We start from the raw sequence: 12,451 nt of genomic DNA, 5'->3' as shown, positions 1-12,451 counted from the left end.
GAGCGGGGGCTCCTGTCGTTTCCGTGCCCCTGGATTGGGTCATAGTGTCTGTCCGTCCTCTACATGCGGCGTTGTCTTGCTCCGGATGCGGTGGTCATTGGGGACGTTCTTAAATGACTGCTCGAGATGAGCGTCCAAAAAACCGCGCTCGTTCGATTGGCGCATGTCTACGCAGCGTAGGTTGTCGAGCCTGGCCTTCAAATGGATACTGACTGTCGAACCGGTTCACTCCATTTCTTCAATTTGATTGGACAGCCCATGAACCAGACACGGCAAACCAATGCCTCCCATACTTTTTTGGCAGCGCATGCCATCAAGCAGCTGCGCGAAGAGCGCGGCCTCACCCAGCGCGCCCTGGCGGAAAGCCTTGGCGTGACCGATAAAGCCGTCAGCAAGTGGGAATCCGGCCGCGGCCTTCCCGACATTTCCCTCGTTGAGCCTTTGGCCCAGAGACTCGGCATAAGCGTGGCTGAGCTTTTGGCTGGTGACATTCGGGCCAACGCCAACCGTGCAGGCAATATGCTCAAAGGCGTCTTTTACGTTTGCCCTATCTGCGGAAACGTTGTGCACGCGCTCGGAGAAGGCAGCTTTAGCTGCTGTGGCTCCACGATGTTTCCCCAGGAGGCCGAAGAGCCGGACGCGGACCACGCCTTTTCCATCGAGCGCATCGAGGACGATTGGTACGTCACGCTCGATCATCCCATGACCAAGGATCACTACATTAGCTTTGTGGCATATGCGACTATGGACGGCATCTGCTTTAAGAAGCTCTATCCAGAGCAATCGGTGCAGCCGCGCTTCCATATTACCGGGCGCGGCAGGATATATCTTTACTGCAACCAACACGGACTCTTTACGTCGCTGACGCCTCGCAAATAACGGCTGTCTATCCGCCCTCCTCACGCGTTCCCGGGGGACCCAAAATGAGCGTGGATAATCTCCCGGTTTTGGCCTGTGTGCGGGCTCAAAGTGGGAGATTATCCACGCTCGTTATCTGAGTGTCCAAAAATCCACGCTCGTCGCTACTTGAGCCCGGGGAGGCGAGTGTAGGGAAACGAGCGCTCTAAGAACTCGGAGCAGCGGGCGTAATCTTTGGCAAAGTAGCTGCTATAGAGCGAATCGAGTACGTATTGCACGGCGATATGGCTGGCGAACTGCGTGATGCGGTGCGTCATGCTCTCGTGGTCGCTTACCGTGAGATAGGCGGCAAAGCCGGGGTGAATGCGGGCGCAGTACGGTGTGCCGATGACGATGACCGGGACATGTCGACTGCTGAGGATTGGCAAGATCTCCCTGAGGTTGGGGGCAAGGCCGCTGTAGGAGATAACGATTGCCACATGGTCGGGGCCCGAGGCGAGCGCCGTACGCACCTGGGCTTCGGCATTGTCGTGGCACGTCGCACTTTTACCGTCGGAGAGTAGGCGATCGCGGAACATTCCTGCTGGATAGAGGTTGTGCGAGCCCGTGAAAATATCGACCTGTCGGGCGTTCGCGATGAGCTTGGCGGCGTAGTCGAGCTGTGCGGGGTCGAGCAGCTCCTGCGTCTCGGCCAGCGTAGTCTGGTAGAGTCCTTCCATACGCTCCATGACCTGCGCGGGGGTGGACGTAGCATCGAAGGGAAAGTCGATGTCCACGTCGCGACGGTTTCCCGCCTCAGTTGTCAAGCGAATAAGCTCGACCTTGAGATCCTTGAAGCCCTCGAGGCCGAGCTTTTTGCAAAAACGGTGCACGCTCGCAACGGAAACGTTGGTGCGCGCGGCAAATTCCTTAATAGAAAGCCCGCGGATGTCCTCGCCGATGGCAAGGGCCGCAATGCCGGGTTGTTGCTCGGTGGGGGTGAGGCCCTGCGCCTCGGTAATCTTGCGTTTGATATCCATGCGAACTCCCACACTTGCCAAACCTGGCAAAAAGGAACGGGTTTATTTTGGCACGTTTCGGTCGGTATCAGGAAGTGTCAGGGACGGGGCGGCGGCGGTCCGTGGGCGCGAAAAGAAGTGTCGGGTTTGGCGCGCCCGCTTCTGCCCGTTCCGTGCGCAGACGATACTCGGCTTATCGAGGGTTAATCGACAATATGAGAACCACTGGGGAAAAGGTTTTGGGAAGGGCTTGAAAGGGCTTGCGATTCGAGCCCTCGCCTTAGTATTTTGGCCATTTGGCACTATAATCACCATAGGCATGCGCATAACGTTGCGCTGAATCAAGAGGAGAAAACGTATGGGTCTGTTTGACATGTTCAAGAAGAAGGCTGAGCCCGCGGCTGCCGCTGCTCCGGCCTCCATCTCTGCTTCTGCCGGCGCCGACGTGCTGTGCTCGCCCGTCAAGGGCAAGGTCATCAAGATGGCCGACGTGCCCGATCCCGTCTTTGGTGGCGAGGTTCTGGGCAAGGGCTGCGCCGTGTGGCCCGAGGACGATCTGGTCTACGCTCCCTGCGACGGCAAGGTGACCGTCACCATGGGTCACGCCGTGGGCCTGCAGTCCGATAGCGGCATCGAGGTTCTGGTGCACGTTGGCGTCGATACCGTCAACATGAACGGCGACGGCTTCGAGGGCTTCGTCAAGGCCGACGATGTCGTTAAGGCTGGCCAGCCCATGCTCAAGATCGACCGCGCCAAGATCGCCGCTGCCGGCTACAAGGACTGCGTCGTCGTGGCCGTGTCCAACACCGCCGAGTTTGCCGACGTTGAGCTCGCCGTCGAGGCCGACTCCGCTGTCGCCGCCGGCGACGCCATCGTTAAGGTCGTCCGCAAGTAAACTGCGACAACATAAGGATGTGCAAGGGTGGTCGGGTTATCCGGCCGCCCTTTTTTAATGGGCCGAGTGGGCGCATTTTATTGCAGGGGGCTTGCTTTATAGGCCGTTCGTTCGTCAAATTGAGCCGCCTGCGCTTTTGTGACGCAGGGGGTTGGGCCTGGCCGCTAATATGGACTTGCTGTTACGACGTGCGCTGCGCAGGGAACGCGGCGCCGCTTGTTTGGAGGAACAACATGAAAAAGAAGCTGCTGCTTGCGCCCCTCATGGCCGTCTTGGTTGCGTGCGTGGTCCTGCTTTCCGGCTGCGGAGGGCCTTCGGTGGAGGAGCTCATCACCAACGACCTTACGAGCCAGTTCGACGAGATCAAGAACGGCGGCGATGACTTCCTTTCCGGTCTGGAAGAGGCTTCGGGCGACGAGTTTGAGCAGCTGGGTATCGATCCCAAGGAGTATGCCAAGAGCTATCTCGAGGGCTTTGACTACAAGATCGGCGATGTGACGGTCGACGAGGACAAGGGCACCGCGACTGCCGATGTCACCATTACCTGCAAGTCCATGAACAAGATCGTTGAAGATTTCGCCACCCAGTATCAGGAGAAGATCGCGGCGCTCGATACGATGCCTTCCGAGGACGACCTGTACAAGATGGCCGGCCAGGTCATGGTCGACGTGACCAAGGCCGCTAAGACCAAGGACACCAAGGTCACCTTTAAGTATTCCGCCAACGAGGATAACGAGTGGTCTGCCGACGATTCCGCAACCACCGAGATGATGAATGCGATGATGAACTAGGGGAGTTACGCGGGCACCAGAGCGACAACTTGTCATTCAAAGAGGACGGCATGACCAGAAGGTCTATGCCGTCCTCTTTTCATGCCAATTTGTTCGCTCTGGTGCCCGCTCGCTGTCCGTCCTCTACCTGCGGCGTTGCCATGGTAGTCATTGGGGCGGCACTTGGGGACGTTCCTTTTCTGCCGGCAGTTGGGGACATTTCTTTGGTGCGGGGGGGCAGCTAAAAGAGTCCCGTCCCACATTAGCTGCCCGTGGGAGGGATGAGCGGTTACTCGCCCAGAATTAGCGCGGCGAGCTCTGTCTGGGTGTTCACCACGTAGTCGGCGCCGGCGGCTTCCAGCTCTGCGCGGCCGCGGAAGCCCCAGCTGACGCCCGCACTCTTAAGGCCGGCGTTGTGGCCGGTCAGGATATCGACATTGGAATCGCCCACATAGAGCGTGGTTGCCGGATTGGCACCCAGCTCTTCCATCACATGCAGCGTGACGGGTGCTTCGGGCTTGGGCGGAAACGCATCGACACGGCCCTGCACCAGCGCAAAGCGCTCGGAACCAAAGTATTTCTCGATAAGCGGAGCCGCCGAGACGTGGTCCTTGTTAGTGAGTACGGCAAGCTGCACACCCGCGGCGCGCAAGCGGTCGAGCATCTCGATCGTGCCGGCATAGGGGGCGGTGTGGTCCTCCTTGTGCTCGCCGTAGTAAGCCCTAAACTCGGCAAGCGTCTGCTCAAACATACGGCCGTCGCCCGCATACTCGGCGGGCATAAAGCGCTCAACCAGCTTGAGCATGCCGTTTCCCACCTTGTAGCGGTACTCGTCCACGGCAAACGTGGGCCAGCCGTGCATCTCGCAGGTGTGGTTGCCGGCGGCTGCCAGGTCCTCGAGCGTGTTGAGGATAGTGCCGTCAAGGTCAAAGATCACGGTGGAAAAAGCTGCCATAGGTACGCTCCCATCTATATAGCTCACGCAAACGGCAACCATAATAGCGCGTGCCGCCCAGCCGGGAATGGGCGGGTCAAAAGTCCCGCGGGGGCATTCGGGCCGCTCAATCTTGTGGGCGGGTTTGGTTCGTCAGCGGCCTGGTGGCGATAGAGGCTGCCTATAGGTGGCCATTCGGGAGCCGTATGGCTCGGATATGGCGGTTTTTGTGTAGTGCATTGACCGATTTACCTGCGGTAACGTACACTTCCTCCGTTAAAAAATAGAAGCCGGAGCACGGGTGCGCGCGAACGCATAAAGGGGAATCGGGTGAGAATCCCGAGCAAGGCGGTTACTGTGTGCGGGCGCGCCCGCGAGCCAGATTACCTGCCCGCGCTCTTCTCGAAACCGAGGGCCTTTCTGTTTGCCGCTGGATTCCGGTCTACAAGGGGTGCTGCTGAGCGTGTGTTTTGCTGCCGATAGGGTGGCTGACGTGCGCCTTTGTGCTGCCGGGGTATCGCCTGTCCCGCCTTCTTCGCCATGGCTCTATTGCAGGTTCGCGAAAGAAGGAGAACGGGTGACGCGAAACAACATTATGCTCAAGCGCCTGGGGGCCGCTGCTTTCTCGGTGCTGCTAGTCTGGTCGATGCCGGGTACGTCGGCATTTGCCGAGGGCGTGGCAGAGATCGCTGTGCAGGCGCAGGCCCAGGCCTCGCAGCAGGCGGATGCTGCCGAGAATGCCGACGAGTCGAGTTTCACTGCGGACGAGCAGACGGGTGCTGAAGGCGCCGAGGCATCGGCGGACGAGGCGAGCTCCGAGGCCGCTTCGTCTGCCGATGAGAGCCTTGCTGCCGCGGCGGACATCGACGACGAGGATGCCGATGCTCAGCAGGCACGTGACGTGCGTGTCGCCAAGGCCGGCGAGACTGTGATGGTCTCTTCTGCCGATGAGCTGCCCACCATCATCGAGGCCGGGGCTGCCGTGAAGCTCGCGGCGAATATCAGCCTTGAGGCTGACCAACAGATCGAGACCGTGGCTGGTACGCTCGATGGCCAGGGCCATAGCATCGTGCTCAACGGCAAGGCGTTGGCGAAGAGCGTGACCGGTACAGTGCAGAATCTGGGCGTGACGGGCCGGGCAACCATGGGCGATTATGAGGGCGCCCTTGCGATCAATTGCTCGGGAACCGTGCAGATGTGCTGGTCGACGGTCACTTTGAGCGATGGCGGCTCTTGGGCCGATTACGGCGGCCTGGTGGGAACGCTCAACGGTGGGTCTGTAATCAACTCCTATGTTTCCGGATCGATGTCGGGCTTTTTCGCTCATGGTCTCGTTTGCCGGTATAGCTCCGGTGCTATGGTCAACAACCTCTTCACCGCGGGCGACCAGGCTTGCGGTTTTGGCAATGATTCTTCCTTCGGTAGCAAAATCTCAACCGACGAGCTCAAGACCCAGGCCTCGGTCGATAAGCTCAACACCGATGCCCCTGCCACCGGCTTTACCTGGTCTGCGCAGGGCGGTTTGCCTGTGCTGATCTCGGGCGACGCTGCGGTCGTCGTGAACAAGGATGCCCTCAAGGCTGCGATTGACGATGCCAACGCCAAGATCGAGAACGACTACACGGCCGAGAGCTGGTCGAAGCTCGCTGAGGCCCTTGTGAGCGCTCAAGACGTCTACGCCAACGATGACGCCAAGCAGGCCGAGGTCAACGCCGCAACCAAGACGCTCACCGATGCCATTGCCGCGCTCGAGAAGCCCAAGCCCACCGAGCCCGTGGCTCAGCCACAGAACGTAGTGCACCTGAGCTCGCAGAGCGACCTCGAAAACAAGTTCAAACCCGCCGACGCCGACGCCTATTACGTTCTCGACAACGACATTACCATCGATGACGAGTACTTCTTTGCCCCCATGGGCATACTCGCGGGCACACTCGACGGCCAGGGCCACATCATCACCTTCGCCAACGGCGGTGGCGTGAAGTCGCTCATGGGCGGAGTTGCCTCCACGGGCGTGGTGCAGAACATCTCATTTGCCGGCAAACTGAAGCAAGCGACGGACGGCAAGGCGTTCGGCCCCCTGGGCAACAAGGTTCAGGGCGCCGTGCTCAACTGCTCCACGAGCGTGACCGGCAAGGGCGTAGCGGGCTTTGCGCGCACGCTCGACGGCGGCATCGTGTCCAACTGCGTTTCGACCTCCAAGGGCACGGCGGGCGCGCTGTTCGCGACCTATAGCGCGGGCCAGCTCGTCAACACCTACTGGGGCGCATTCCTCACCAACAAGATGGGCGCTCCCGCCTCGGCGCTCGTCAACTCCTATGCTGTCGACCCCGCTGACATGGCCACCGATGCCTTCGCCGATCTTATCAACGCCAACTGCGGCGCCAACGGCAGCAGCTGGGGTATCGATAAAAATGGCACGCCGGTCTTTGGCTCGGGCAACAGCTACCAGGCGCCCGAGGACACCACGCCCGAGGACGCCTACACCGTGAGCTTCACGGCCAACGACGGCACCAGCCAGACGGTTGCCGGCCATATGCTCGAGGTTTCGCCTGATGCTGTGGACGCCTACCGCAAACTTGGCGTCTTTGCACTTAAGGGCGTCCCGGCCACGAGCACCATCACCTGGGGCACCGATGACGCCAACCGCGGCAACATCGGCATCAACGAGTCCACGGGAGAGCTCTATGTCTACGACAACGCTACCGGCACGGTGACCGCCACCGAGCACAAGGCCGATGGCTCCGAGCAGACCGTGGCTACCATCAAGATCAAGGCCAAGGCCAAACAGTTCGACGACTTTGAGCTGTGGTATCGTGCCTCCGACGGCACCGTGAGCAACGTGACCGATGGTGCGGCTACCGTCCAGGGCTCCGAGGTGCGCAACCTCGAGATTCGCGTGCATTACGTCGACGCCGATAAGGGCGAGTACGTGCCCGTCTCGTTCAGCCGCTTCCACTTTGCCTCGAGCGATCCTACGACCATCTACAGCAACGACTACTCGGCCTGCTTTTACTTCAAGCATGCCGGCAGTGCCACGATCACCGTTACCCCGCGCGACGCCGCATCTGCGGGCGCCGGCTCCAAGAGCGTGACGCTGACGTCCGAAGCCGTGGCCGCCACGTCCATCTCGATGGGCTATAACGAGGACGGCGCCACCGTCTACCTGCAGGGCCGCAGCCCACTCTCCGAGCGCGGCGCGTTTTTGACCGATCACGCGCGCCCGGTGGTGACGCCCGACAACGCCACCAACCGCGACAACTTTACCGTGACGAGCAGCGACCCTGCCGTAGCAGCCTACACCACCGCGGGCGAGATTGGCTACACGGCGTACAAGGCCGGCGCCACCACGTTTACCGCGACGCTGCCCGACACGGACGCCGAGGGCAAGGCCATCAGCGCGTCGTGCGACGTGACCTATGCCTACCAAAATCCGCTTACGAGCGTGACGGCCGGTACGGGCAGCCTCTACCTCAAGGCCGGCTCGGCGCAAAAGCTCGACCTGACCTTTACCGGTAAGAACGACGCGGATGGCTGGAGCGTGACCGAGCCCGGCCTCACCTGGTCGTTCAAGACGCTCGACGACAAGGACGCCACGGGTATTGTGAGCATCGACCGCAACGAGAAGGGCGCCTGGAAGCACGTCGACGGCGCTCCCGATGACGGCCTGTACGTGGCCTCGAGCGACTACATGGTGACGGCGCTTTCGGCCGGCACGGTGGTCGCGACGGGTACGCCGGTGGACACGACTGCCGGTGCCGAGCCCGTGACGCTTACCATCACCGTGGCCGGTGTGGCCGCGAGCCCCGCCACGAGTGAGTCCGCCTCGGCGGGCATCGATGCTGCCGCTGCGTTCATCGACGCGCGCCGCAGCTCCGACGCCTTCCAGTATGGCGACGAGTGGGAGATCTACGACTTTGCCAAGGTGGGCCGCAAGATCGATTCCAAACTGCTCGATAACTACCGCGCCTCGCTGGCCGAGCACAAGGCCGAGTGGGGGAGTGCGACCTGCGCTCTGACTGAGACCGAGCGTGTGGCGCTTGCTCTCTCCGCCATCGGCGAGGACATCACCGACTATGACGGCGTCAACCTGGTCGAGCTCATCTGCGGCCGCACCGATATGACGCGCGCCAACGAGAAGATCTTCGCACTGATGGCGCTCAATGCGAGCGGCTCGGATGCGCCCGCCGGTTCCGCCTGGACGCGCGCGAGCCTCGTGGACGCCGTCTGTGAGCTCCTCGGTAGCGGCGACGCTGTGGAAGGTACGCGGCTGGGCGACGTGGACCTGACGGCCATGGCGATCCAGGCCGTGGCGCCCTATGCGGGCGACACCAAGGTCGATGCTGCCATCGAGAACGGCCTCTCCTACCTCAAGGGCAGGATGAGCGCGGGTACCTGTGACTTCGGCTCTGCCGAGGCCAATGCCCAGGTGATCCTCGCGCTGCTTTCGCTCGACCGAGACCCGGCCAACCCCGTCAACGGGTGTGCAAATGCTGTGACCAACGTGGTCTGCGCGCTGGACCTGTACCGCGTGGACGGCGGCAACGGCTATGCGCACAGCAAGGGCGGCGCGGCCAACGCCATGGCGACCGAGCAGGCGCTCCGCGCGCTCACGACATATCGTGTCTCCTCGGGAGAGACGATTGCCTGGAAGACGGTCGTGACGGCGGGCAAGGGCTCGAGCAGCAAGGACCCGCAGAAGCCCACGGTGGCGCCGGGCGTCCTGACGCCGGGTGCCGGGTCGGACGGCGGTGCCGGCAACGGGACCGGCGGTTTTGCGGGCGTAATGGCTCCTGTGGCCGCCAAGATGGCCGGTGCTTCCTCGCGCGAGGGCGCCAAGGCAGCTGGCGATTCCAAGGACGAGGCTGAATCCGGCAAGAAGGATTTGACGGAGTCTTCCGTCGCCGGTAAGACAGACAAGAGCGGCAAAAAGTCGGGTACGTCCGGCAAGACCGCCGCGTTGAGCGCCGGCGCCGCCAACAAGGCTGCGGACGCGGGTCCAAACGGCTTTGCTATCGCTGGCGTTGCCGTGGGCATCGTCGGTATCGGGGCCGTCGGCGGCTGGTTTGTCTACACCAAACGCCGCGCGGCGTAGCGAGCCTCTGCCTACCAGGTAAATACTGCAAGGAGTATGGTCTTGCAAAGCGAAGGGCCCTCCTACCGATCAGCTCGGCAGGAGGGCCCTTCCATCTCCCCGCAGTTTGAGTGGGCCAACGTCCCAGTGAAAATGGGCGGGCCGATTGTGGCCGGATGCTGAGCAGCTTGCAGAGCAGCCGCTAGCAAATTCTCGGCAGCTGCTCTCCTACGAGCATGTCGAGGATGCGGGTCGATCCCCAGCCGGTGCGCACGCGCACAGCGGGGCGGGCGTCCTCGGCAAGCGGCAGCACGCGACCGATAATGGCGGCATTCTCGCCGTAGCGGGCGGCGCGCATGGCGGCCAGCGCGGCATCGGCCTGTTCAGCAGGCACCACGGCGACCATCTTGCCCTCGTTTGCCACCTGCAGCACATCGTAGCCGAGCATCTCACATGCCGCCTGCACGTCGGGGCGCACGGGCACGGTATCCTCGTCGATCTCCATAGCAACGCCGCTGGCCTGGGCAAACTCGTTGAGCGTGGATGCCAGGCCGCCGCGCGTGGGGTCGCGGAAGCAGCGGGTGTCGGGGGCAGCGGCGAGCACGTCGGCAACCAGATGATTGAGCGGCGCAGCGTCGCTTCCGATGTTGCTCGAAAACGCCAAGCCCTCGCGCTGGCTCATGATGGCGATGCCGTGGTCGCCTAGCGTACCCGACACCAGGATGACATCGCCGGGCCGACAGTTGGCACCGCTGAGCGCTACGCCCGCGGGCACTTCGCCCACGCCGGCGGTATTGATGTAGACACCGTCGGCCCCGCCGCGCTCAACCACTTTGGTGTCGCCGGTGATGATCGCCACGCCCGCCTCGCGCGCTGTTTCGGCCATGGTTTGCACAATCTGGCGCAGCTTATCCATGGGATAGCCCTCTTCGAGGATAAAGCCGCATGAGAGGTAGCGCACGTTAGCGCCTGAGGTCGCGACGTCGTTGACGGTTCCACACACGGCGAGGCGGCCGATGTTGCCGCCGGGGAAGAACTGCGGCGAGACGACAAAGCTGTCGGTCGACATGGCGATGCGCCCGCTTGCGGGCAGCGCGGCGACGCCGGCATCGTTGCCCTCGAGCAGCTCGGGCGACCCAAAGGCATCCAAAAAGACCTCATCGATGATGCGTTTCATCATCTGGCCGCCAGAGCCGTGGCCCAACAGGACAGTGCTATCGGTGGCAGTACGGGACATATCGAAAACTCCAATCGTGGGGGGTCGGCAATAGCTGAGTGTGGCAGAATCGATGTTAAGTAAAAGTCAGCGAGCGCCATTCAGGCGAAGTGAGTTGCCTTGAAAGAGGAGGCTGCTGGGCTTTTGCCCGCAGCCGACGATTGAAAGGCAAATCGCTCGCCTGAATGGCGCGCAGCGTCGACCGGTCCGCCGTTCGTTAGAACGGCGGAACCTAACAGCCTCGGTAGCGGAAATATGCTGCGCAACTGCCCTCGGAGCTCACCATGCACGGGCCGACGGGATGCTCGGGTGTACAAGCGTGGCCGAACAGAGGGCAGTCGCTCGGCGTAATGGCCCCGCGCAGCACGTCGCCGCAGCGGCACCCACGTGGCTCGACCGTCGGCTCGATGGGCACGTCAAAGCGCATGCTGGCATCAAAGTGCGAAAACTCGGGACGAATGACGAGGCCCGAGCCGGCAATCGGCCCCAGCCCGCGCCACGTGGTGTCGCGCGGCTCAAATACCTGCTCGACCAGCTGGCGCGCCACGGGATTGCCGTCTGCATTGACGCCACGGCGGTAGGCGTTGTCGATTGCGGGCCTGTGATCGACAATCATCTGGACCAGCATGCAGATGCCCTGCAAGATATCGACCGGCTCAAACCCGGTGACTACGCCGGGGGTCTCGAACTCATCGACCAAAAACCCAAAGGGTGCCAGGCCTGTGATGGTAGCGACGTGACCAGGCAGGATAAAGCCGTCGATGGTCGTCTCGGGGTCGTTGGAGATCGCACGCAGAGCCGGCGGCGTGGTCTTGTGAGCACAGTAGGCCGAGAAGTTCTGGAGCCCGCGCGCGTCAGCCTCCAGGATAGCGGCGGCAATGGTGGGCGTTGTGGTCTCAAAGCCAACACCCATAAAGATGACCGGGCGTTCGGGATTTTGCTCGGCAATGTCGAGTGCGTCGAGCGGAGAGTAGACGATGCGGATGTCGCGCCCCGCTGCCTTTTGCGCGGCAAGCGAGGTGGACGATCCGGGCACGCGCATCATGTCGCCAAAGGTGGTGATGATGGCACCGTCCATGTTGGAAAGCGCGATTGCGTGATCGATGTCGCGGTTGGCGGTGACGCAAACGGGGCACCCCGGGCCGCTTAGCAGTTTGAGTCCCGTCGGCATAATGGAGCGAAAGCCATAGCGGCCAATGCTCACGGTATGCGTACCGCAGACTTCCATAAGGTTGATGCTGCGGTTGCCGACAAGCTCATGAATACGATCGATGAGCTCGCGAGCCAGCTTGGGGTCGCGAAATGCCGAAAAGTCGATACCGGAGCGAGCCGGCTGTCCGGCCGCCACTAGTATGCCTCGGCCGGGTTGCTGGCTAGCTGGTCTTCTTCGGCCAGTTCGGCCATGGCGTTAACGAGCTCGAGCGTTTCTTGCGCTTCCTGTTCGTCGACAATCTGAATGCCAAAGCCGGCGTGCACGAGAACATAGTCGCCTACCTGCGCCGTCGGCACGAGTCGCAGCGACACGGGGCGCTCGATGCCCATCATGTCGACAGTGGCCTTGAGGTCGTCGTCGCGTTTGACTACTTTGCCGGGAACGGCAAGGCACATATTGTTCCCCTTTTATACGCTTTGCGCTGGATGGGCGCTTAATAATCCATCAGTTGATGGTAGCGCTCGCGGGGTTTGCGGGCAAACGCGTTACGCCTGTG

Annotated in this window: 9 protein-coding genes and 1 riboswitch; of the genes, 4 read left to right on the top strand and 5 right to left on the bottom strand. The window is 61.9% G+C overall.

Features of this window, described 5'->3' with window-relative positions; all coding sequences use genetic code 11:
• Positions 1-258: 258 nt before the first annotated feature.
• On the top strand, positions 259-879 hold the full coding sequence (locus DW645_RS07230; RefSeq protein WP_055250846.1) for a helix-turn-helix domain-containing protein: 621 nt from the start codon (positions 259-261) through the stop codon (positions 877-879).
• A 143-nt stretch (positions 880-1,022) separates the two neighbouring features.
• Here DW645_RS07230 and DW645_RS07225 read toward each other — a convergent pair whose 3' ends face one another.
• Positions 1,023-1,877, bottom strand: coding sequence for a MurR/RpiR family transcriptional regulator (locus DW645_RS07225; protein WP_117640720.1), 855 nt, complete (start codon positions 1,875-1,877; stop codon positions 1,023-1,025).
• 337 nt (positions 1,878-2,214) lie between these two features.
• Between DW645_RS07225 and DW645_RS07220 the strand changes: the two genes are divergently transcribed.
• Together DW645_RS07220 and DW645_RS07215 are read left to right on the top strand one after the other, a co-directional pair.
• Complete coding sequence (locus DW645_RS07220; RefSeq protein ID WP_055310775.1) at positions 2,215-2,751, top strand: PTS glucose transporter subunit IIA; 537 nt, start codon at positions 2,215-2,217, stop codon at positions 2,749-2,751.
• A 233-nt stretch (positions 2,752-2,984) separates the two neighbouring features.
• On the top strand, positions 2,985-3,542 hold the full coding sequence (locus tag DW645_RS07215; RefSeq protein ID WP_118227062.1) for a hypothetical protein: 558 nt from the start codon (positions 2,985-2,987) through the stop codon (positions 3,540-3,542).
• A 268-nt stretch (positions 3,543-3,810) separates the two neighbouring features.
• On the opposite strand, the gene DW645_RS07210 is transcribed toward DW645_RS07215, so the two are convergent.
• Positions 3,811-4,476 (bottom strand): HAD family hydrolase, encoded by a 666-nt coding sequence (locus DW645_RS07210; protein ID WP_199576454.1) that lies wholly within the window; start codon positions 4,474-4,476, stop codon positions 3,811-3,813.
• Positions 4,477-4,737: 261 nt separating this feature from the next.
• Positions 4,738-4,865, top strand: a riboswitch (cobalamin riboswitch).
• A 167-nt stretch (positions 4,866-5,032) separates the two neighbouring features.
• Between DW645_RS07210 and DW645_RS07205 the strand changes: the two genes are divergently transcribed.
• The gene (locus tag DW645_RS07205; protein ID WP_118227058.1) at positions 5,033-9,547 is read left to right on the top strand and encodes an FIVAR domain-containing protein; all 4,515 of its coding nucleotides are present in this window, start codon (positions 5,033-5,035) and stop codon (positions 9,545-9,547) included.
• 181 nt (positions 9,548-9,728) lie between these two features.
• Here the strand turns inward: DW645_RS07205 and hypE are convergent, their stop codons facing one another.
• From hypE to DW645_RS07190, 3 genes are all read right to left on the bottom strand, one after another.
• A complete protein-coding gene (hypE, locus tag DW645_RS07200) occupies positions 9,729-10,763 on the bottom strand; it encodes a hydrogenase expression/formation protein HypE (protein ID WP_118227056.1) in 1,035 nt (344 codons plus the stop codon).
• 211 nt (positions 10,764-10,974) lie between these two features.
• The gene (hypD, locus tag DW645_RS07195; protein WP_233540737.1) at positions 10,975-12,090 is read right to left on the bottom strand and encodes a hydrogenase formation protein HypD; all 1,116 of its coding nucleotides are present in this window, start codon (positions 12,088-12,090) and stop codon (positions 10,975-10,977) included.
• On the bottom strand, positions 12,090-12,350 hold the full coding sequence (locus tag DW645_RS07190; protein WP_118227054.1) for a HypC/HybG/HupF family hydrogenase formation chaperone: 261 nt from the start codon (positions 12,348-12,350) through the stop codon (positions 12,090-12,092). Before DW645_RS07190 ends, hypD begins: the two co-directional genes overlap by 1 nt.
• Between the last annotated feature and the right edge of the window lie 101 nt (positions 12,351-12,451).

Source organism: Collinsella sp. AM23-17 (assembly GCF_003470945.1).
In the GTDB taxonomy this organism is placed as follows: domain Bacteria; phylum Actinomycetota; class Coriobacteriia; order Coriobacteriales; family Coriobacteriaceae; genus Collinsella; species Collinsella aerofaciens_O.
The sequence above is the reverse complement of the archived record's forward strand: the minus strand, read 5'-3'. Positions and strand labels throughout refer to the sequence as shown.